The sequence below is a fragment of the Streptomyces sp. NPDC026394 genome, assembly GCF_055567735.1.
Window position 1 is genome coordinate 161,268 of record NZ_JBVHPX010000005.1, and the last position, 20,178, is coordinate 181,445.

Annotated in this window: 17 protein-coding genes and 1 pseudogene; 8 read left to right on the plus strand and 10 right to left on the minus strand. The window is 72.6% G+C overall.

The genetic code is table 11. The features are described from left to right. Positions 1 to 214 precede the first annotated feature (214 nt). Positions 215 to 1,561 carry an exo-beta-N-acetylmuramidase NamZ family protein gene (locus ACZ4QV_RS14420; protein WP_467762942.1) on the minus strand — a complete coding sequence of 449 codons (1,347 nt, stop codon included), beginning with the start codon at positions 1,559 to 1,561 and terminating at the stop codon, positions 215 to 217. 239 nt (positions 1,562 to 1,800) lie between these two features. On the opposite strand from ACZ4QV_RS14420, the gene ACZ4QV_RS14425 reads away from it, so the two are divergent. The 3 genes from ACZ4QV_RS14425 (at position 1,801) to ACZ4QV_RS14435 (ending at position 4,951) form a co-directional block, all read left to right on the plus strand. Continuing rightward, positions 1,801 to 2,595, plus strand: coding sequence for an SDR family oxidoreductase (locus tag ACZ4QV_RS14425; protein ID WP_361154250.1), 795 nt, complete (start codon positions 1,801 to 1,803; stop codon positions 2,593 to 2,595). After that, a complete protein-coding gene (locus ACZ4QV_RS14430) occupies positions 2,592 to 4,247 on the plus strand; it encodes a class I adenylate-forming enzyme family protein (RefSeq protein WP_467762943.1) in 1,656 nt (551 codons plus the stop codon). Before ACZ4QV_RS14425 ends, ACZ4QV_RS14430 begins: the two co-directional genes overlap by 4 nt. A gap of 107 nt (positions 4,248 to 4,354) precedes the next feature. After that, a complete protein-coding gene (locus ACZ4QV_RS14435; RefSeq protein ID WP_030021412.1) occupies positions 4,355 to 4,951 on the plus strand; it encodes a TetR/AcrR family transcriptional regulator in 597 nt (198 codons plus the stop codon). 18 nt (positions 4,952 to 4,969) lie between these two features. Here ACZ4QV_RS14435 and ACZ4QV_RS14440 read toward each other — a convergent pair whose 3' ends face one another. From ACZ4QV_RS14440 to ACZ4QV_RS14475, 8 genes and pseudogenes are all read right to left on the minus strand, one after another. Beyond that, the gene (locus tag ACZ4QV_RS14440; RefSeq protein WP_361154245.1) at positions 4,970 to 5,869 is read right to left on the minus strand and encodes a bifunctional helix-turn-helix transcriptional regulator/GNAT family N-acetyltransferase; all 900 of its coding nucleotides are present in this window, start codon (positions 5,867 to 5,869) and stop codon (positions 4,970 to 4,972) included. A gap of 55 nt (positions 5,870 to 5,924) precedes the next feature. Beyond that, on the minus strand, positions 5,925 to 7,139 hold the full coding sequence (locus ACZ4QV_RS14445; RefSeq protein WP_361587328.1) for an acyl-CoA dehydrogenase family protein: 1,215 nt from the start codon (positions 7,137 to 7,139) through the stop codon (positions 5,925 to 5,927). 9 nt (positions 7,140 to 7,148) lie between these two features. After that, entirely contained in the window at positions 7,149 to 8,207 is a 1,059-nt protein-coding gene (locus tag ACZ4QV_RS14450) for a phosphotransferase family protein (protein WP_361587326.1), read from the minus strand. Positions 8,208 to 8,338: 131 nt separating this feature from the next. Continuing rightward, complete coding sequence (locus tag ACZ4QV_RS14455) at positions 8,339 to 8,677, minus strand: DUF202 domain-containing protein (protein WP_361154239.1); 339 nt, start codon at positions 8,675 to 8,677, stop codon at positions 8,339 to 8,341. Positions 8,678 to 8,680: 3 nt separating this feature from the next. Next, positions 8,681 to 9,091 (minus strand): YidH family protein, encoded by a 411-nt coding sequence (locus ACZ4QV_RS14460; RefSeq protein WP_125047986.1) that lies wholly within the window; start codon positions 9,089 to 9,091, stop codon positions 8,681 to 8,683. Between the two features lie 110 nt (positions 9,092 to 9,201). Then, positions 9,202 to 9,735 carry an NUDIX hydrolase gene (locus ACZ4QV_RS14465; protein ID WP_361154237.1) on the minus strand — a complete coding sequence of 178 codons (534 nt, stop codon included), beginning with the start codon at positions 9,733 to 9,735 and terminating at the stop codon, positions 9,202 to 9,204. 149 nt (positions 9,736 to 9,884) lie between these two features. Further along, positions 9,885 to 10,835 (minus strand): MBL fold metallo-hydrolase, encoded by a 951-nt coding sequence (locus tag ACZ4QV_RS14470; protein WP_361154234.1) that lies wholly within the window; start codon positions 10,833 to 10,835, stop codon positions 9,885 to 9,887. Between the two features lie 226 nt (positions 10,836 to 11,061). Then, positions 11,062 to 11,944: pseudogene (locus ACZ4QV_RS14475) on the minus strand (DMT family transporter). Positions 11,945 to 12,184: 240 nt separating this feature from the next. Between ACZ4QV_RS14475 and ACZ4QV_RS14480 the strand changes: the two are divergent. After that, positions 12,185 to 13,840 (plus strand): FAD-binding dehydrogenase, encoded by a 1,656-nt coding sequence (locus ACZ4QV_RS14480; RefSeq protein ID WP_361154231.1) that lies wholly within the window; start codon positions 12,185 to 12,187, stop codon positions 13,838 to 13,840. Between the two features lie 43 nt (positions 13,841 to 13,883). Here the strand turns inward: ACZ4QV_RS14480 and ACZ4QV_RS14485 are convergent, their stop codons facing one another. Then, a complete protein-coding gene (locus ACZ4QV_RS14485) occupies positions 13,884 to 14,522 on the minus strand; it encodes a hypothetical protein (RefSeq protein WP_361154229.1) in 639 nt (212 codons plus the stop codon). A gap of 235 nt (positions 14,523 to 14,757) precedes the next feature. Here ACZ4QV_RS14485 and ACZ4QV_RS14490 point away from each other — a divergent pair, with 235 nt between their 5' ends. The 4 genes from ACZ4QV_RS14490 to ACZ4QV_RS14505 all read left to right on the plus strand — a co-directional run bounded on the left by ACZ4QV_RS14490 (position 14,758) and on the right by ACZ4QV_RS14505 (position 20,150). After that, on the plus strand, positions 14,758 to 15,144 hold the full coding sequence (locus ACZ4QV_RS14490) for a peptidase inhibitor family I36 protein (protein WP_361154226.1): 387 nt from the start codon (positions 14,758 to 14,760) through the stop codon (positions 15,142 to 15,144). A gap of 297 nt (positions 15,145 to 15,441) precedes the next feature. Continuing rightward, on the plus strand, positions 15,442 to 16,395 hold the full coding sequence (locus tag ACZ4QV_RS14495) for a hypothetical protein (protein WP_361154223.1): 954 nt from the start codon (positions 15,442 to 15,444) through the stop codon (positions 16,393 to 16,395). A 158-nt stretch (positions 16,396 to 16,553) separates the two neighbouring features. Then, positions 16,554 to 18,161, plus strand: coding sequence for an APC family permease (locus tag ACZ4QV_RS14500; protein WP_361154221.1), 1,608 nt, complete (start codon positions 16,554 to 16,556; stop codon positions 18,159 to 18,161). A 3-nt stretch (positions 18,162 to 18,164) separates the two neighbouring features. Beyond that, positions 18,165 to 20,150 (plus strand): primary-amine oxidase, encoded by a 1,986-nt coding sequence (locus tag ACZ4QV_RS14505; protein ID WP_361587321.1) that lies wholly within the window; start codon positions 18,165 to 18,167, stop codon positions 20,148 to 20,150. Positions 20,151 to 20,178: the final 28 nt, after the last annotated feature.

Below are 20,178 nucleotides of genomic sequence, written 5' to 3' on the forward strand. Positions count from 1 at the left end.
AACAGTGCCGGGAAAAGCGGCGGGGAAAAGCGGGAAGAGCTGTGCGGCCGTGACCGGTCCGCGGAAAGAGCCGTTCCTCGCGGACTCCTGGAAACAGGTCGGGTTGTGCTTCGCCGCCCTTTCGTTTCCTGGTTGTGATGCGGCCGGTGAGACTCCCTTGTCCGGCGAGCGTCGGTGATATATTTCTGGCTGGCCGTTATCGGGGGGAAAGCGCTCACCGGTAGCGCAGATACCCGCGCCGCACCCGCCGGAAGCGCGCCAGGTCGTTCTGCCAGGCCGCGGCCACCTCGTCCACGCCGGCGCCCGCGTCGATCATCGTCCGTACGCGCGAGGTGCCCGTCAGTCTGTCGATCCAGTGGTCCGGGCGCCAGGTGAAGCCGTTCCACACCTGCTTCGCGGTGATCAGCAGGGCGATGCCGGTGCGGACCGGGTCGAAGGCTTCGCGGTCGTGGACGTGGAGCTGGACGCCGCCGATGGTCCTGCCCTGGAACTTGGAGAAGGTGGGGGCGAAGTACGCCTCCCGGAAGCGGACGCCGGCGAGGTCGATGTCGGTGGCCAGCCGGGTGACGGCGGCGGACCAGCGGCGGTCGATGCCGTCGGCGCCGAGCAGTTCGAAGGGGCGGGTGGTGCCGCGTCCCTCGGAGAGGTTGGTGCCTTCGAAGAGGCAGGTGCCCGCGTAGACGAGGGAGGTGTCGGGGGTGGGCATGTTGGGGCTGGGCGGGACCCAGGGGAGGCCGGTGGCGTCGAAGAAGTGCCGGCGGCGCCAGCCTGTCATGAGGACGGTTTCCAGGTCGGCCGGGCGGCCCGCGGCGCGGGGGACGAACTCGGCGTTGAAGAGGAGGGCGAGTTCGGCCACGGTCATGCCGTGCGCGAGGGCGATCGGTTCGCGGCCGACTCCGGAGGCCAGGGCGCGGTCCAGTACGGGGCCCGTCGCGGTGCGACCGGTCACCGGGTTGGGGCGGTCGAGGACGACGAAACGTTTGTCCGCGAGGACGGCGGCGACCATGCAGTCGTACAGCGTCCAGATGTAGGTGTAGAAGCGCGCGCCGACGTCCTGGATGTCGAAGACGACGGTGTCCACGCCGGACCGGGTGAAGATGTCGGCCAGCGCGCGGCCGCTCTTGCCGTACGTGTCGTGGACCGGCAGCCCGGTGGCGGGATCCTCATAGCTGCCCTCCGATCCGCCGGCCTGGGCCGTGCCGCGGAAGCCGTGCTCGGGGCCGAAGACGGCGGCCAGGTCCACCCGTTCGTCGGCGTGCATGACGTCCACGATGTGGCGTACGTCCGGAGTGACGCCGGTGGGGTTGGTGACGACGCCGACCCGGCGGCCGGACAGGAGCGCGTAGCCGTCGGCGGCCAGGCGGTCGAAGCCGGTGCGGGTACGGGGGCGGGGTAGGTGGGAGCCGTGCGCTGCGGCCCCTGCCGGTCCGGCTCCGGTCGCTCCGGTGCCCGTGGAACCGTGTGCGGCGCCCGCCGCCCTCGCCTCGCCCGCCATCGCCGTCGCACCCATCACGCTCGTGACCGCCGTCGCGGCCAGCAGATTCCGTCTGGACAGGGTCATGCGTCCACCTCCGCCGTCGGAGCCGAGTCGTGAGCCGTGTCGAGAGTCGTGTCGTGCGCACGCTAACGCCCGGCGGCCTCCGGGGGAACGCGCCGGACGGCGTGCCGCGCGCCGCTGCCGCGTCCGGCCCACGGGGCGCCGGCCCCCTGCCGCCGCGGGTCCGCGCCCTTTCGCTCCGGCATACCGACTGGTTAGTCTGCCTGGCAGCCGAGTCAGGGGCCGACCGAGGGAGACCGCAGGTGGAAGCCGTACGGGACAAGACAGTCGTGGTGACCGGGGCGGGCGGTGGCATCGGGGCCGCACTGGCCCGCCGCTTCGCCGCCGAAGGCGCGCGGGTGGTGGTCAACGACCTGGACGCGGCGAAGGCGGAGCGGACCGCGCGGGAACTCGGCGCCGTCGCGGTCCCCGGGGACGCCTCCGACGTCGTACCGGCGGCCCGGGCGGCGCTCGGCGGGCCCGTCGACATCTTCTGCGCCAACGCCGGGGTCGGCACCGGCGGCGGCCCCGAGGCGCCGGACGCCGACTGGGAGCTGGCCTGGGACGTCAACGTCATGGCGCACGTACGGGCGGCCCGCGCGCTGCTGCCCGAGTGGCTGGAGCGCGGCGCGGGCCGGTTCGTGTCCACCGTGTCGGCGGCGGGCCTGCTCACCATGGTCGGCGCGGCCCCGTACAGCGTCACCAAGCACGGCGCGTACGCCTTCGCGGAGTGGCTGTCGCTGACGTACCGGCACCGGGGGATAGCGGTGCACGCCATCTGCCCCCAGGGGGTGCGTACGGACATGCTCGCGGGCACCGGCGCGGCCGGGGACCTGGTGCTGACCCCGACGGCGATCGAGCCCGCCGCCGTCGCCGACGCGCTCTTCGCGGCCATGGCGGCGGAACGGTTCCTGGTCCTGCCGCACCCGGAGGTCGGCGGGTACTACACCGCGCGGGCGGCCGACACCGAGCGGTGGCTGGGCGGGATGAACCACCTCCAGCGGAAGCTGGAGCAGGCCGGGAGCCGTACGCCGGAAGCCGAGGGGACGCCCCGATGACCACCTACGAGGACAAGCCCTGGCTGGCGCAGCTCACCGACGCCCAGCGCGCCCCCGTCGACCCGCACCCTTCCGCCCTGCACGCCTTCCGGGACGCCACCCGCCGCGCCCCGGACCGCACGGCCCTCGCCTACTTCGACGGGCGGCTGTCGTACGCCGCGGCCGACGCGCTCAGTGACGGCGTGGCCGGGCACCTGGCGGCCCGCGGCTTCCGGCCCGGCGACCGTGCCGCGATCATGCTCCAGAACACGCCGCACTTCGTCCTCGCGCTGCTCGGCGTCTGGAAGGCGGGCGGCATCGTCGTGCCCGTCAACCCCATGTACAAGTCGGCCGAGATGACGCACGTCCTCACCGACGCCGAAGTCACTGCCGTCGTCTGCGCGGACCGGACGTGGGACGCCTTCCTGCGGGCGACCGCCACCGCGGCCCCGTCCGTACGGATCGCCCTGACCGCCTGCGAACGGGACCTCCAGACGCGCGACGACACCCGTGTGCTGCGCGGCGAGCGGCTCGGGCCGCGCGAGGGCGCCGACGACCTGCTGGCCGCGGCCCGCGCGTACGAGGGCGAGCCGCCCGGCGTGACACCACCGGCCGCCGCGGACACCGCCCTCATCAGCTACACCTCCGGCACCAGCGGCACCCCCAAGGGTGCCACCAACACCCACGGCAACATCGCCTACAACGCCGAGCGGCAGCGCACCGGTCTGGCGCTGCCCGACGGTGCGACGTACTTCGCGCTGGCGCCGCTGTTCCACATCACCGGCATGGTCTGCGAGCTGGCCGCCTGCTTCACCAACGCGGGCACTCTGGCACTCGCCCACCGCTTCGAGCCGGGCGTCGTCCTCGACGCCTTCCTGGAGCACCGGCCCGCCTACACGGTCGGCCCGTCCACCGCCTACATGGCGCTGGCGGCGCAGCCCGGCGTCACCCGCGAGCACTTCGCGTCGTTCTCCACGCTCTCCTCGGGCGGCGCGCCGCTGCCGCCCGCGCTGGTGGAGAAGTTCCGGGCGGCCTTCGGCCCGTATCTGCACAACGGCTACGGGCTGACCGAGTGCACCGCGCCGTGCGCCAGCGTCCCGCCCGGCCGCGAGGCGCCCGTGGACCCGTCCTCCGGGACGCTCGCCGTCGGCGTGCCGGGCCCGGACACGGTCGTACGGATCATCGACAACCAGGGGCGGGCCGTGCCGTTCGGCGAGCAGGGCGAGATCGCGGTGCGCGGCCCCCAGGTGGTGCCCGGCTACTGGCGCCGCCCGGACGCCACCGCGGAGACCCTGCCGGACGGCGAACTGCGCACCGGCGACATCGGCTTCATGGACCCGGACGGCTGGCTGTACGTCGTCGACCGCAAGAAGGACATGATCAACGCGTCCGGGTTCAAGGTGTGGCCGCGGGAGGTCGAGGACGTGCTGTACGGCCATCCCGCGGTGCGCGAGGCGGCGGTGGTCGGCGTGCCGGACGCCTACCGGGGCGAGTCGGTGAAAGCGTATGTGAGCCTGCGGCCCGGGCAGCGGGCCGAGCCCGCCGAGCTGGCCGGTTACTGCCGGGAACGGCTGGCCGCGTACAAGTGTCCGCGGCAGGTGGAGATCCTGCCCGAGCTGCCGAAGACCACCAGTGGCAAGATCCTCAGGCGGGAACTGCGCGGGCGCTGCTGACCGCGCCCGCGGCGGGCGGCGGGCAGCGACACGACGCACGGGACGCAACACGCACGAGCAGCAACACGCACGAGACGCACGAGACGCACGAGGGACAGGTGAGGGCGATGGCCGGCACGAAGGACGGCGGGAGCGGCAAACCCGTGGCGCAGCGGCTGCTGGCCACCGCCACCCGGCTCTTCGCCGAGCGGGGCTACGACCGTACCTCCGTGCAGGAGATCGTCGAGGCCGCCGGGGTGACCAAGGGCGCCCTCTACCACTACTTCGGCTCCAAGGACGACCTGCTGCACGAGGTGTACGGGCGGGTGCTGCGGCTCCAGCAGGAGCGGCTGGACCGCTTCGCCTGCGCCGACGCGCCGGTGGAGCAGCGGCTGCGTGACGCGGCGGCGGACGTCGTGGTCACCACCATCGAGAACCTCGACGACACGAAGATCTTCTTCCGCTCGATGCACCATCTCGCGCCCGAGAAGGACAAGCAGGTACGGGCCGAGCGGCGGCGCTACCACGAACGGTTCCGCGCGCTGGTCGAAGAGGGCCAGCGCGCCGGGGTGTTCAGCAGCGCCACCCCGGCCGACCTGGTCGTGGACTACCACTTCGGGTCGGTGCACCACCTCGGCACCTGGTACCGCGAGGACGGCCCGCTCGCCCCGCAGCAGGTCGCCGACCACCTCGCCGACCTGCTGCTGCGGGCCTTGCGGCCGTGAGGGCGCCGTCGGACGGGGTCACGGGAGTTCTCGGGCCCCGCCGGTCCGCTTCTCGAACCAGTGATGGGCGTACGGCTCGTCGTTGAAGGCCGCGACCTCTTCGAAGCCGTACGAGCGGTACAGGGCGATCGCGTCGCCGAGCACCTTGTTGGTGTCCAGGCGGAGCACGCCGCGACCGTGCCGTACGGCCCGCGCCTCCAACTCGGCCAGCAGCCGGCGGCCGAGGCCGAGCCGCCGGGCGTGCGGGGCCACCCACATGCGTTTGATCTCGGCGGTGCCGGGCGGCAGCTTCAGCCCCGCACAGGCGACGGGCTCGCCGTGCAGCCGGGCCACCAGGAACAGGCCCTTGGGAGCGCGCAGTTCGCCCGCGTCGGGCAGCAGGCTCCGGGCGGGGTCGAAGCCCGTCTCGAACCGTTCCCGCATCTCGGTGAAGTAGGACCGCAGGCAGTGCCGGGCGTCCGGGTGGCCGGGGTCGACGACGTCCAGCGTGACCGTGGTGGCGGTCAGCAGCCGGTCGACCTCGGCCATGGCGGCGACCAGCCGGGCACGCTGGGCCTCGTTGAGCGGCTCCAGCAGGGAACCGGCCAGCTCGTCGCTGCGGCCGTCGAGCACGGCGCGCTCCGCGCGGCCCGCCTCGGTGAGCCGGACGGTGCGCACCCGCCGGTCCTCGGGCCGCGGTTCCACCGTCACCAGGCCGTCGGCCTCCAGGGAACGCAGCAGCCGGCTCACATAGCCGGAGTCCAGCCCCAGGCGCTCGCGCAGCCGCCGTACGTCCTGCCCCTGCCCGCCGATCTCCCAGAGCAGCCGGGCCTCGCCGATGGGCCGGCCGAGGCCGAGGTAGTGGTCGTGGAGCACGCCCACGCGCTCGGTGACCGTGCGGTTGAACCGCCGCACCTGGCCGATCTGCACCGCGTCCATTCCCTGACCTTAGTCAGGGAAATCGGGGCGGGGCAAGGGACCGTACGCCGCCGGGTCACCTGTGGCGCTTCAGCTCCCGGCGCGCCAGCGACCGCTGGTGCACCTCGTCCGGGCCGTCCGCGAGCCGCAGCGTACGAGCCGCCGCCCACAGCTCCGCCAGCGGGAAGTCCTGGCTGACGCCGCCCGCGCCGTGCAGTTGCACCGCCCGGTCCAGGATGTCCACGACCGTACGCGGTGTGGCGATCTTGATGGCCTGGATCTCCGTGTGCGCGCCCTTGTTGCCGACGGTGTCCATCAGCCACGCGGTCTTCAGCACCAGCAGCCGCAACTGCTCGACGGCCACCCGCGCGTCCGCGATCCACTGCTGCACGACGCCCTGCCCGGCCAGCGGCTTGCCGAAGGCCGTACGGGACACCGCGCGGCGGCACATCAGCTCGATGGCGCGCTCGGCCATCCCGATCAGCCGCATGCAGTGATGGATGCGGCCGGGGCCGAGGCGGGCCTGGGCGATGGCGAAGCCGCCGCCCTCCTCGCCGATCAGGTGCGCGGCCGGTACGCGGACGTCGTGGAAGACCACCTCGGCGTGGCCCCCGTGGTGGTGGTCCTCGTAGCCGTACACCTGCATGGCGCGGCGGACTTCGAGGCCCGGGGTGTCGCGGGGGACCAGCACCATCGACTGCTGGCGGCGCGGGTCGGCGCCGTCCGGGTCGGTCTTGCCCATCACGATGAAGATCTGGCACAGCGGGTTCATCGCGCCGGAGATGTACCACTTGCGGCCGTTGATGACGTAAGAGTCGCCCTTCCGCTCGATCCGGGTCTCGATGTTCGTGGCGTCCGAGGAGGCCACGTCCGGCTCGGTCATCGCGAACGCCGACCGGATCTCGCCCGCCAGCAGCGGCCGCAGCCACTGCTTCTTCTGCTCCTCCGAGCCGAACTGCGCCAGCACCTCCATGTTCCCGGTGTCCGGAGCCGCGCAGTTCAGCGCGGTCGGCGCCAACTGCGGGCTGCGGCCGGTGATCTCGGCCAGCGGCGCGTACTGGAGGTTCGTCAGGCCGGCGCCGTACTCCTCGTCCGGCAGGAACAGGTTCCACAGACCCTGCGCGCGCGCCTCGGCCTTGAGCTCCTCCACCACTGCCGGGGTGTCCCACGGCGAGGCCAGCGCGGCCCGCTGCTCCTCGGCGACCGCTTCGGCCGGGTACACCTGCTCGTCCATGAAGGCCAGCAGCCTGCCGCGCAGCTCTTCGGTGCGGGCGTCGAATGCGAAGTCCATCAGTGTGCCTCAGCCTTCCTTGGCGGTCGTCAGGGTGTCGAGGGTGGCCAGGCCGCGGTCGATGAAGACGGGCACCAGCTCGCCGATCCGGTCGAAGCCCGCGCCGAGGGTCTGCCCGAGGGTGAAGCGGTAGTGGATGCCTTCGAGGATCACGGCCAGCTTGAAGTATGCGAACGCCGTGTACCAGGCGATACCGGACACGTCCCGGCCGGATCCGGCCGCGTACCGCTCGATCAGCTCGGCCGCCTCCGGATGGCCGGGCGCGCCGCTCGTCGTGGCGATCGGGGAGCCGGGCACGTCCTCCTGCTCGCTGTACATCACCAGCAGCCCGAGATCGGTCAGCGGATCGCCGAGGGTGGACATCTCCCAGTCCAGTACGGCCGTGATCCGGTCGTCGGCGCCGACCAGCACGTTGTCCAGCCGGTAGTCACCGTGCACGACGGCGGGCGCGGGGGAGGCGGGCAGCGCCGCGCCCAGCGCCTCGTGCAGCGCGTCGATGCCCGGCAGTTCGCGGTTCTTCGACGCCGCCAGTTGCTTGCCCCAGCGGCGCAACTGCCGCTCCAGGAAACCGTCCGGCCGGCCGAAGCCGTCGAGGCCGACCGCCGCCGGGTCCACGGCGTGCAGCGCCACCAGTGTGTCGACGAGGGACAGCACCACCCCGCGGGTCCGCTCCGGGCCCAGCCCGGCGAGCTGTTCCGCCGTACGGTACGGCACGCCCTCGACCAGCTCCATCACGTAGAACGGCGCTCCGAGGACCTCCTCGTCCTCGCACAGCAGCAGCGCCTCGGGGACCGGCACCGCCGTCGGGTGCAGCGCGCTGATCACCCGGAACTCGCGCCCCATGTCGTGCGCGGTGGCCAGGACGTGGCCGAGCGGCGGGCGGCGGACGACCCACCGGTCGGTGCCGTCGGTGACCCGGTAGGTGAGGTTGGACCGGCCGCCCTCGATCAGCTCGGCATCCAGCGGTCCCCGTACCGCTCCGGGCAGTTCCCGGTCCAGGTGGTCCCGCAGCCGCTCCAGGTCCAGGCCCGGGGGTGCGGAACGCGGGGGAGGGGTGCCGTTGCTCATCGTGCTCCTCCGTATGGAAGGGACGGCCGCTCGTGTCGGGCGGCCGCTACGATCATGCCGACTAGTCGGTATGGCGTCCAGAGGGAGAGCATGGGGTGTGGGTCACCCGGCCGGAAAGGGCCGGTCGGGCCTCAGAGCAGGATCGCCGCGCCGAGCGCCGCCAGTGCGCAGACGCAGCCCGCCAGGGCCAGTGCCGTACGGGTGGACAGGACCGGCGGCCGGTCCGCGCACATCGCCCGCATCCGCAGGTGCGCCGCGGCCAGGAACGCGACCCACACCAGCAGTACCAGCGCCCCCGCGGCGACCACCACGGGCCCGGGGCCACGCTGCTGCACCACCTGGCGCCCCGCCAGGATCGCGACCAGCGTGCAGGACAAGGTGGTGCGCCGCCAGGCGAGGCGGGTGCGCTCCGGCTGGAGTCCGGGGTCGCGGGCCGGACGCGGCCGCTCCCGTGGCAAGGAACCGGCCATCGGTCAGCGCGTCCAGCCGATGACGACGAGGACGACCATCGCCGCCGCGAGCAGGCCGACGGCGACCGCCAGTACGGCCGGGAAGCGGGACGCGGGCAGATCCTCGCCGCGCCGCATCGCCCGCTCGCAGCGCACCCAGTGGTTGACCGCCCGCACCGCGCACAGCGCGCCGCCCACCAGCAGGACCACCGTGAACGTCACCCGCAGCACGTCGTGCAGCCGGGGCAGGAACTGGTCCACCGCGAAGCCGCCGCCCACCAGCGCCAGCCCGGTCCGCAGCCAGGCCAGGAAGGTCCGTTCGTTGGCGAGGGAGAAGCGGTAGTCGGGCGTCGTGCCCTCCTCGCGGACGCGCGCCGGTGTGAACCACAGCCGTACGCCCGCGCCGATCGACCGCAGTCTGTCGGTGAGGATCATGGCCAGAACCCTACGCGGTACTCGTCCGGCGGGCCCTTGCCCGGGGCCGTCCGGCGGCCGCCCCTCCTCGTGCCGCCCGCCGGGGCCGCCGCTCCCCGCGGTCGTCGGGGTCACCGTTCCCGCTCGGCCCGCCGCTCCAGCAGCCGCTGCCAGGCGGACATGCCGTCCGGCGTCCACTCCCACTCCGGAATGCGCCGCGCCAACTCCTCCTCGGTGAGGAAGGCGTGCCAGTCCACCTCGGACTCCTGCGGCTGTACGGGCAGCGTGCAGCGCACCTCGTAGACCGTCGACCACCAGGTGTGCTCGGGCGTCTCGTACAGGAACTTGAACAGCGGGACCGGCCGTGGGAGGCCGGTCACGCCCAGTTCCTCCTCCGCCTCGCGCAGCGCGGTCCCGTCGTACGTCTCGCCCGCGCCGACCACGCCGCCGACGAACATGTCGTAGTGCGAGGGGAAGACCAGCTTCCGCGCGGTCCGGCGGTGCACGAAGATCCGGTCCTCGGCGTCGCGGGCGAGGACGAAGGCGCAGCGCGTCCGCAGCCGGTGGGCGTAGGCGTCGCCCCGCCGGGCCTGTCCCACCACCTCGTCGCTCTCGCTGACGACGTCGACGATCTCGTCCGCGCTCAGTGGCTGTTGTCCGTCCATGCCCCCATGCAACCAGCCCACGGGGGCCGGTGCGGCACGGGCGCCGCGGCGCGCAGCAGTTTCTCCCTGGTCCCGGCCCCTGCCGTCCGTGCCATGCGGGCACTTCGATGCTGGGCATTGTTACTGTCGAGATCTCCGTCCGGACCGTCTCACCACCGCACGGCCGTGAAGTCGACCGGCCGCGGCCGCAGCTCCCGGGTACGGGCGGCCAGTCCCCGCATCCGGGCGGCCATCTCGTCGGCGGGCAGTTGCTTGCGTCCGCCGTGGCCGGGCAGCAGCCACTCGAAGCGCAGCCCGGCGACGGTACGGTCCAGGGAGGCGGCCAGTTCCTCGATGGAGTACCAGGTGACGGTGTCCGCCACCTCGACGTCGCCGGTCGTGCGCGACCAGTAGAAGCTGTCCCCGCTGAAGCAGTACCGCTCGTCGGCGACGTAGAGCACGCTGCCCGCGGTGTGGCCGGGCAGCGGATGGGCGAGCACGCCTTCGGCGATCTCCGTGGCCCGGGTGCCGCGCAGGACGTGGTCCGCGTCGGGCACGGAGTCCAGGTCGCCTTCGTGGATCCACAGCCGGGCCCCGAAGCGGTCGGCGTAGCGGCGGCCGTGCGCCACGTGGTCCCGGTGGGTGAGCAGCACGTCGGTGACGGGCCCGAGCGCCTCGTACCGCGCGGCCAGGGGCTCGCTCCAGCGCGGCGTGTCCACCATCATCAGCGTGCCGCCGGGGCGGTGCAGGAGGTAGGAGTTGGCTCCGGCGGTGTGCGGGGAGTTGTGGCCGCAGAACAGGACGTCGGTGGTGCCGAGCCGCAGGGGATAGGGGTCCAGGGCCGGGTCGAGCCGGCGGGTGGGGTGCCGGATGGAGCGGGTGGGGCACGCGAACGCCGCGGCGTGGAGCTGCTGTTCCTCGGCGGCGCCGTGCGGCTGCCGTACGACCTCGGAGCGGCCGCCGGTCTCGATGATCAGGTCGGGGGCGAGCTGCCGGGCGACATCGCAGTTGGTGCAGCGGTTGTCGACGTACCAGGCGTCCCCGGAGTCCCCGGCGTGCCGGGCGTCGTGGGCGTCCCGGGCGTTGCGGGTGCCCTCCGGGACGGGTCGGGCATCGTTCATGGCATGCCTCACTCTTCGGGCTTCGGGTGGCTTGTAAGGAGTGCGTACGAATACGGGTGCGTACGAAGAGCTAACGCGCCGGACCGCGGAAAGGGGAAGGGGTGCCAGGTCTTGTTTCTCCTGCTCAAGGGGTCTCTCGCGCGGCCCGGCTGAATGACGTGTACATGGCGAGACGACGTTACGGTGGGGGTGGCGGGCGGCCCCCCGAACCGTCCGCCACCCTCCCTCACCCCGCCTGCAACTCCCGCACCCGCTCCGGCCGCCCGGCCACCCCCGCCGGCATCGCCGGATGCCGTCCGATCAGGACGATGCCGCCCACGACCGCCGCCGGCCCGGCGGCCTCCCAGGCGAGCGCCCCGGCGGTCACGTTCAGCCGGTCGCCCGGGAAGCCGACCCCGCAGACGATGCCCGCCAGCGGCTGGGCCGCCGTCAGCGCGGGCAGCGACATGCGCAGCGGCGCCGTCTCGAAGGCGCTCTGCACCAGTACCAGCGCGACGACGCCCAGTACGAGCACCGGGTACGGCTCCCAGCCGGTGAGCAGCGCTGCCCGCCGCCGCGCCCGAACCGCTCGCCGCCGATCCGGGTCAGGGCGTCCTGGAGCCCGTACAGCAGCCCGGCCGCCGCCCCCAGCAGTGCCGCTTCCCGGCTCATCCGTACGCGCTTGGCACAGGCCGCCAGCAGCAGCGCGAGCCGCGTACGGCACCCATGACCAGCCGGTGCCGCACCGGATCGGTGACGCCGTGGCCGCCGTGCGGCTCGCCGGCCACGATGAACGCCGTCGCCCCGCCCGCCAGCAGCCACAGGCCGCTCCACCCCTGCCGGCCGAGCCGCTCCCGGGTGAGGTACCGGGACAGGGCCATGGCGAAGAGCAGGTTGGTGGCGAGCAGCGGTTCCACGAGGGTGACCTCCCCCATGCCGAGCGCCACCGCGCCCAGCGCCATGCCGGCGGTCATGCATCCGATGCCGGCCGACCGGCGCGGCATCCGGGCCAGGTCGAGCAACAGGCGCAGGGAGAGGAAGTTCCGCATCGGGGCGCGCTGGGCCGCACCCTGCTGGAGCACGAATCCGACGCCCAGGCAGCCGGCCGCGCTCACGGCCAGCAGGACCATCGTCACGTCAGGCACCTCAAGTCCGCCGGTGAGGCGGGGACTTGGCCGAACCTGGTCGCCCGTGCGGCCACCCGTCGCCCGCTTGCCGCCCGCCCTTCGGCACCGGGCACGCCCGAGTACCCCGTACGAGTGGCGCCGGAACCCGAGGTTGACGCGCGGTCCGCCCGCGCTGAGGATCGGTAGCCACGATGGCGGCCGGGCCCTCCGGCGCGCCGCGGCGAGGAGAGAAGACTGGCGGCCATGGCCTACGACGCTGATGTGATCGTGATCGGAGCGGGTCTGGCGGGCCTCGCGGCCACCGCCGAGCTCGCCGAGGCGGGACGCAAGGTGATCCTCCTGGACCAGGAGCCCGCGAGCGGCCTCGGCGGCCAGGCCCACTGGTCCTTCGGCGGCCTCTTCCTCGTCGGCTCGCCCGAGCAGCGGCGGCTGCGCATCCGCGACACCCACGAGCTGGCCTGGCAGGACTGGCTCGGCGCGGCCGGCTTCGACCGCCCCGAGGACCACTGGCCGCGCAAGTGGGCCGAGGCGTACGTCGACTTCGCGGCGGGGGAGAAACGCCCCTGGCTGCACCGGCAGGGCGTGCGGTTCTTCCCGGTCGTCGGCTGGGCCGAGCGCGGCGGCTACGAGGCCACCGGGCACGGCAACTCCGTACCGCGCTTCCACATCACCTGGGGCACCGGGCCCGGCCTGGTCGAACCCTTCGAACGGCGGGTGCGGGCCGGTGTCGCGCGCGGCCTGGTGGAGCTGCGCTTCCGGCACCGCGTCACCGGCCTGGCGCGCAGCGCGGGCACGGTCGACACCGTCACCGGAGAGATCCTGGAGCCGTCGGACGCCGGGCGCGGCGCACCCAGCAGCCGCGAGGTGGCCGGCGCCTTCGAGCTGCGCGCCCAGGCCGTGATCGTCACCTCGGGCGGCATCGGCGGCAACCACGACCTGGTGCGCGCCAACTGGCCCGCACGCCTCGGCACACCGCCGGAGCACCTGCTGTCCGGGGTGCCCGCACACGTGGACGGCCTGATGCTGGGCGTCACCGAGGCGGCCGGCGGCCGGATCGTCAACCGGGACCGCATGTGGCACTACACCGAGGGCATCGACAACTGGAACCCCATCTGGCCCCGGCACGGCATCCGCATCCTGTCCGGCCCGTCACCGCTGTGGCTGGACGCGCACGGCAAACGGCTGCCGGTACCGCTCTTCCCCGGCTTCGACACGCTCGGCACCCTCGAACACATCATGCGGACCGGCCACGCCCACACCTGGTTCGTCCTCACCCAGAAGATCATCGAGAAGGAGTTCACCCTCTCCGGCTCCGAACAGAACCCGGACCTGACCGGGCGCAGCGTCCGGGACGTGCTGAAGCGTCCGCTGCCCGGCGCCCCCGGCCCGGTGCGGGCGTTCATGGACCGGGGTGCGGACTTCGTCGTCGAGCGCTCCCTCGGCGATCTCGTACGGCGGATGAACCAGCTCACCGGGAAACCGCTGCTCGACGAGGCCGCGCTGCGCCGCGAGATCGTCGCGCGCGACCGCGAGATCGCCCACTCCTTCACCAAGGACCTCCAGGTCACCGCCGTGCGCGGGGCACGCAAGTACCTGGGTGACCGGCTGATCCGCACCGCGTCACCGCACCGGCTGCTGGACCCGAAGGCCGGCCCGCTGATCGCCGTACGGCTGAACATCCTCACTCGCAAGACGCTCGGCGGCCTGGAGACCGACCTGTCCTCACGGGTGCTGACCGAGGGCGGCGAACCGCTGCCGGGCGTGTACGCGGCGGGGGAGGCGGCGGGCTTCGGTGGCGGTGGCGTGCACGGCTACCGGTCGCTGGAAGGCACCTTCCTGGGCGGCTGCATCTTCTCGGGACGCACCGCGGGCCGGGCGGCGGCCAAGGCGGTGGGCTGAATACGGAGGAGCCGAGTGCCGGGGCCGAGTGCCGGGAACGGGTTCAGGTCACGTCGATCTCGTACCGCACGGCGTATTCCCAGTCGCTGAATCCCGGCACGTTCGACTGCGCGCTGGACGGCACGCCTTCATGAATCACCGGGTTCTTGTTCGTGAGCTTCCAGGTCCACGGGCCGTTTCGGCCGGTCTGGAGGTCCTTGACGGCGACGCGCTTTTCCACGGTGCCGAGAACGTCGTCCTTGTCGATGGTGTCGAGCACCTTCGCCAGCGCCGGGACCGTCGCGGTGAGGATCGCCGCCGCCACGGCTCCCGCCGCGGGTGTGGCGACCGCACCGACCGCCGTACCGATGCCGGCCACCAGTGATGCCGTCAGCGCCTGGTACTTGGCGTCGAAATCTTTCTCCGCGTTGAAGTCCTCGTCGAAGAACTGAAGGGCGACCTCCACGAAATCGCTCGTCTTCACATCGCCCTCGAAGATCACCGACTCGGCGTCCGGGAACTGTTTGCGGTCGTTGTCGTTGATCTTGATCGGTTTCGTCAGGACGGCCGTGTGCCGACGCCCCGACTCGGGGCCCGTCCCGCCGCCGCCCGCGACATAGAAGTCGTCGGCGCCGGTGATGTCCTCGGTGTTGATGCAGTGCACGTCCTTCAGGCGCATGACCACATGCTTCGTGTCGCCCACGGCGGACTCCTGTCGTCATTTCAGCAGTCTCAAAAAGATATCACTGCCCAGGTTTGCGGCGATTCACTCTCGCGGGTGTTTCCTGCTTTTGTCCGGCGCCATACGCTCGTTCTGGAAGGGGGCGGGGCCTTTCGGTAGGGGCGGGATTCCGTGTCCGATCGCATGGCCCTGACGTTTGCCCGCTTCGCTGGTTCGAAGGACATTCAAAGTTTCTTGCCAGAAGGGAAGAAAAACCATGCGCTGGATTGTCATGTCCACAAAGGGGCTGGCTGTCGCGGCGGCCGCAGGATTTCTGGTGGCTGCGGCGCCGCAGACCGTGATGGCTGCAACTCCGTACGAATGCGCTGATGAATCTGTCTGCCTGTTCCAGGAGCATGGCGGCGTGGGCGCCAAGCTGGAAGTCCACGACGCTGTCGCCGACCTCCGCAATACTCCCGGTTGGAACGACAAGGCTCGAAGTGTGTTCAACAGGACCTCGGACGACTGGTGTCTGTACCGCGACGAGAATTACAAGGGCGAATTCAAGATTGTCGGCCCTGGTTCCGGCACGAACCTCACCAATGAATTCGACAGGTCGGTGAGCTCGCTCCGTCCGATGCCGGACGGCGGATGCGCGGCCTGACGGTTGATCCCCTGCCGCCGCTCCGCCGGGCCCCGGTCCGGCGGAGCGGCGGTGCTTTCCCGGCTCTCCCGGCGCGGCGGTCCACCGGGCCGCCGCGCCCCGCTGCTTGTTGACAAGTGTGTTGACGTGCAAGGGAGTTGGCTTTTCGGTCATTCTTCGAACCGCCTTGACGCGAAGCTGTGTCGGCCGGTTTGCTGTGCGTGACCTTTTGGTGTCGATCAGTGCACCGATTCTGCTCACACGCGTCCGGGATGTGGCGCGTCCGGAGGTGAAGCGCGTCGTGGAGTGTTCCTGCCCGTGACCCCTCCGCCACCCCTGCCGCTGGGCCGGTCCCGCCGCAAGGACGCGCCGGTCCTCGACCCGGCCCTGGACGACGTCCAACTCGCCGCCTCCGTGGACGCCCTGGCGCACGGGCGCTGGGTCCGGGTACGGACCCTGCTGGCCGACACCGGTACGGACTGGGACCTGCGGGGCCACCGGCTGGTGGTGCTCGCCGAAGGCGCGGCCAGCGCCGCCTGGGCCGGTGACTGGCGTCTCGCCGAACCGGACAGCGCCGATGCCGCCGCCCTGCTGGCCTGCGCCCTGGTCTTCCAGGCGCTGCGCGGCCGGAGCGACCAGGACGCAGCGCGCGAAGCCTGCCGGCTCGCCGCCGCCATGGCGCCCCGCGACCCGACCCCGTGGCTCGGCCTGCTGATTCTCGCCCGCCGCACCGGCACCCCCGACGAACGCGAGCACGCCTTCGACCAGGTGCGGGCCCGGCACCCCGACCACCACCACGCCCACCACCTGATGGCCGCCTGCCTGGCCGAGCAGCGGCAGAACGGCGCCGACGACCCGCTGCACCAGGTCTACGACTTCGCGTACTGGGCCGCCGAACAGGCCCCCGCCGACTCGCCGCTGGCGATCCTGCCCGTCGTCGCCCACGCCGAGCGCTACCGCGCCCTGGCCGCCGCCGGTCTCGAACCGGCGGATCCGGCCGCCTCCGGCCACTGGTCCACCCGCCGCGCCCGTCAGGTCATGAAGGCGGCCTTCGACTGGTGGCTGGAGTGGGAGGGCGAGGACCACCCGCGCCGCAAGGTGGATCTCAACTTCCTCGCGCACGCCAAGTACCACGAGGGGCGGATGGCGGAGGCCGCCGCGCTCTTCCACCGCATCGGCCCGCACGTCACCGCCGCCCCCTGGTCCTACCCCGACCGGGATGCCCGCAAGGCGTTCAAGGCGGCCCGCGCCACGGCCTTCCGCACCGCCTGACCCCGGCGCCCGGCCCACCCGGCGCACGCACCACGCACACTGCACCACCGGCACCACGCAGCACCGCCGGCACGACGTACGCAGCACCACCCGCACCACGCACCACGCACGACGCGCACCCCCGCCTCCGCGCTCCACGGAAAGGACACCTCCGCGCCATGCTGACGAGCAGTACGGGTAACAAGGGCAACCAGGGACGCACGTACCGCACGGGACGTGCCGGAAGTCCCGGCGGTCCAGGGGAGATCAGCACCTTCAAGGGGCAGGAGCGGGCCCTGCGGGCCGGCCGCATCGGCACCGCGGGGCTGCTGCTGTCCGTGCTGGCCGCGAGCGCGCCCCTGATGGTGGTGGCCGGTGTCATGGTCACCACGTACCAGGTCATGGGCATCGTCGGGCAGCCGCTGCTCTTCGTCATCCTGGGTGTGGTGATGGCGCTGTTCAGCGTCGGCTACGCGGAGATGAGCCGGCACGTGCACAACGCCGGTGCCTTCTACGCGTACATCGCGCGCGGCCTCGGCGGCACGGCGGGTGCCGGCGCCTCCTTCGTCGCGCTCGCCGCGTACAGCGCCCTGCAGTTCGGCATCTACGGCATCTTCGGCTTCGAGGTGACCGGGCTGCTGCACCAGTACTTCGGTGTCACCGTCTCCTGGTGGGTGCCCGCGCTGCTCGGCGTCGCCCTGATCGGTGTGCTCGGCGCGCTGAAGATCGACCTGAACGCCAAGGTGCTGGGGGTGCTGCTCGCCGCCGAGGTCGTCCTGATCGCCGTCTTCGACATCGCCTTCGCCGCCGCACCCGGGCCGCAGGGCCTGTCGCTGCACGCCTTCGACCCGGCCACCCTCGGCGGCGCGGGCCTGGGCACCGCGCTGTGCTTCGCCGTCGCCGCGTTCGTCGGCTTCGAACAGGCCCCCGTCTACGCCGAGGAGACCAGCCGGCCGCAGACGGTCGTGGCGCGGGTGATGTTCCTCGCCGTCGGCTTCGTCGCGGTCTTCTTCGCGCTCAGCTCCTGGCTGATCGGTGTCGCCACCGGCCCGGACCACGTCGTCGGTACGGCGGGCAAGGAGGGACCCGGCCTGATCTTCGCCCTCACCGGCCCGCGGCTCGGCGGCACGTTCACCGACCTCCTGCACCTCTTCTTCGTGACCGGCATCTTCGCCTCGATGCTCAGCTTCCACAACGTGGTGGCCCGCTACGCCTTCGCGATGGGCCGCGAGGGTTTGCTGCCGGCCGCGCTCGGCCGTACCGCCAGGTCCAGCGGGGCCCCGGCGCTCGGCTCGCTGCTCCAGTCCGTCATCTCGCTGCTCGTCGTGGGCGCCTTCGCGCTCACCGACCGCACTCCGGACGGCGATCCCACCACCCCCGTGCTGAAGCTGTTCACCTGGGGCGGCAACGTGGGCGCGCTCGGCGTGATCGTGCTGATGGCCACCGCGTCCGTCGCCGTCATCGCGTTCTTCGTACGGCGCGGAGCGGGGCGGGCGCAGGCCGGGCGGTTGCTGGCCGCCGGACTGGCCGCGCTGGCGCTGCTGACCGTACTGGTCTACGCCGTCAAGGACTTCGGCGTCCTGGTCAGCGCGGCGGAGGGCTCGGCGCTGACCTGGGTGCTGCCCGGGGTCATCGGGCTGGCGGCGCTGGTCGGACTCGGATACGGGCGCGTCCTGCGCGCCCGGCGGCCGCAGGTGCACGCCCGTATCGGTCTGGGCAACGAAGCGTTTCAACTGGAGAAGGCGGCGAGTACGTCGTCCCCGTCGTCCCCGCGTGAGGAGAGCTGACCGATGGCACACAGCACGCCGGAACCGCAGCCGCCCGCTCCCCGTCCTCCCGACCCGCACGCCCCGGACCCGCACCCCCTCGACCCGCTCACCGCCGACGAGATCACCGCGGCCCGCGACGTCCTGCACGGCGCGGGCCTGGTGGGGGACACCACCCGGTTCCCGCTCGTCCTGCTGGACGAGCCGGACCGGCACACCGTCGCCGCCCACCGCCCCGGCGCCCCGGTCGTCCGCCGGCTGCGCGTGACCCTCCTGGACACCGCGACCGGTGCCGCCGCCGAAGCGGTCGTGGACGTCAGCGCCCGCGTCCTGCTCGCCCACCGCCCGCTGGACCCGGCGGCGGACGGCCAGCCGCCGGTCCTCTTCGAGGAGTACGAACGCTGCGACGAGATCGTCAAGGCCGACCCGGGCTGGCGCAAGGCCATGGCCGAGCGCGGCATCACCGACACCTCGCTCGCCGTCTGCGCGCCGCTGGCGGCCGGCAACTTCGGCCGGGCCGAGGAGACCGGGCGCCGGATGCTGCGCTCGCTGACGTTCCTGCGCTGCGAGACGGCCGACAACCCCTTCGCCCACCCGGTGGGCGGCCTGGTCGCCGACGTGGACCTGACCGAGCGGCGGGTCGTCCGGCTGATCGACACCGGAGCGGTGCCGGTGCCCGCCGCATGCGGGCGCTACGAGGCGGAGTTCAACGGCCCCGCGCGCACCGACCTGAAGGCCCTGGAGATCAGCCAGCCCGACGGCCCCTCCTTCACCTTGGACGGACACCGCCTGACCTGGCAGAACTGGTCACTGCGGCTGGACTTCAACTCCCGCGAGGGCCTGGTGCTGCACGAACTGTCCTACCGCGACGGCGACCGCGTACGGCCCGTACTGCACCGCGCCTCGCTCGCCGAGATGGCCGTCCCGTACGCCGACCCCGGCGCGGACCGCAACTGGATCTGCTACCTGGACGTCGGCGAGTACACCCTCGGCCGCAACGCCAACGCGCTGCGGCTGGGCTGCGACTGCCTCGGCGAGATCCGGTACGTGGACGCGGTCCTCCCCGACGACCACGGGATGCCGCAGACGCTGCCCAACGCCGTCTGCATCCACGAGGAGGACCACGGCCTCCTGTGGAAGCACACCAACATGTTCAGCGGGTTCTCCGCCGAGAGCCGCCGCTCCCGCCGCCTGGTCGTCTCGTGCGTCGCCACGCTCGGCAACTACGACTACGGCTTCTCCTGGTACCTGTACCAGGACGGCGGCATCGAGTTCGAGGTCAAGTCCACCGGCCTGGTGCAGACCTCGGCCTCCGAGCCGGGCACGGTCTCCCCGTACGCCACCGAGATCGCCCCCGGCCTCCAGGCCCCGTACCACCAGCACCTGTTCTGCGCCCGGCTGGACCCGGCGGTGGACGGCCACGCGAACACGGTGGAGGAGGTCGACATCGTCCGGATTCCCATGGGCCCCGACAACCCCAACGGCAACGCCTTCACCGTGCGCGCCACCCCCGTCACCGACTCCGGGGAGGCCGGACGGCTGGCCGACCCGGCCGTCGGCCGCCGCTGGCGCATCACCAACCCCACCGCCCGCAACCGCACCGGACAGCCCGTCGCCTACACCCTGACCCCGCAGCCGTCCGGCCCGCCGCTCCTCGCGCAGCCCGGCTCCGCGGTCGCCGCCCGGGTCGCCTACGCCGCCAAGCACCTGTGGATCACCCGGAGCGCGCCCGGCCGCCGCTACCCGGACGGTGACTACCCCAACCAGCACCCCGGGGGCGCCGGCGTCCCCGAGTGGTCACGCCCCGGCGAGTCCCTGGAGAACACCGCCCTCACCCTCTGGCACTGCTTCGGGCCGACCCACCTGCCGCGCCTGGAGGACTGGCCGGTCATGCCGGTCGACCGCTGCGGCTTCACCCTCCGGCCGACCGGGTTCTTCGACCGGAACCCGACACTGGACCTGCCCCGGGAGAGCGGCGCGGGCGGGCCCTGCCACGCTCAGGGGAGGTGAGCGGTCCGACAGGTGGGTGAAGCGGGCC

What these genes read in the sequence shown, in the direction of transcription:
- ACZ4QV_RS14420 (WP_467762942.1), bottom strand. Translation starts at nt 1,561, where the DNA reads ATGACCCTGTCCAGACGGAATCTGCTGGCCGCGACGGCGGTCACGAGC.
- ACZ4QV_RS14430 (WP_467762943.1), top strand. Translation starts at nt 2,592, where the DNA reads ATGACCACCTACGAGGACAAGCCCTGGCTGGCGCAGCTCACCGACGCC.
- ACZ4QV_RS14435 (WP_030021412.1), top strand. Translation starts at nt 4,355, where the DNA reads ATGGCCGGCACGAAGGACGGCGGGAGCGGCAAACCCGTGGCGCAGCGG.
- ACZ4QV_RS14440 (WP_361154245.1), bottom strand. Translation starts at nt 5,869, where the DNA reads ATGGACGCGGTGCAGATCGGCCAGGTGCGGCGGTTCAACCGCACGGTC.
- ACZ4QV_RS14445 (WP_361587328.1), bottom strand. Translation starts at nt 7,139, where the DNA reads ATGGACTTCGCATTCGACGCCCGCACCGAAGAGCTGCGCGGCAGGCTG.
- ACZ4QV_RS14450 (WP_361587326.1), bottom strand. Translation starts at nt 8,207, where the DNA reads ATGAGCAACGGCACCCCTCCCCCGCGTTCCGCACCCCCGGGCCTGGAC.
- ACZ4QV_RS14455 (WP_361154239.1), bottom strand. Translation starts at nt 8,677, where the DNA reads ATGGCCGGTTCCTTGCCACGGGAGCGGCCGCGTCCGGCCCGCGACCCC.
- ACZ4QV_RS14460 (WP_125047986.1), bottom strand. Translation starts at nt 9,091, where the DNA reads ATGATCCTCACCGACAGACTGCGGTCGATCGGCGCGGGCGTACGGCTG.
- ACZ4QV_RS14465 (WP_361154237.1), bottom strand. Translation starts at nt 9,735, where the DNA reads ATGGACGGACAACAGCCACTGAGCGCGGACGAGATCGTCGACGTCGTC.
- ACZ4QV_RS14470 (WP_361154234.1), bottom strand. Translation starts at nt 10,835, where the DNA reads ATGAACGATGCCCGACCCGTCCCGGAGGGCACCCGCAACGCCCGGGAC.
- ACZ4QV_RS14480 (WP_361154231.1), top strand. Translation starts at nt 12,185, where the DNA reads ATGGCCTACGACGCTGATGTGATCGTGATCGGAGCGGGTCTGGCGGGC.
- ACZ4QV_RS14490 (WP_361154226.1), top strand. Translation starts at nt 14,758, where the DNA reads ATGCGCTGGATTGTCATGTCCACAAAGGGGCTGGCTGTCGCGGCGGCC.
- ACZ4QV_RS14500 (WP_361154221.1), top strand. Translation starts at nt 16,554, where the DNA reads ATGCTGACGAGCAGTACGGGTAACAAGGGCAACCAGGGACGCACGTAC.
- ACZ4QV_RS14505 (WP_361587321.1), top strand. Translation starts at nt 18,165, where the DNA reads ATGGCACACAGCACGCCGGAACCGCAGCCGCCCGCTCCCCGTCCTCCC.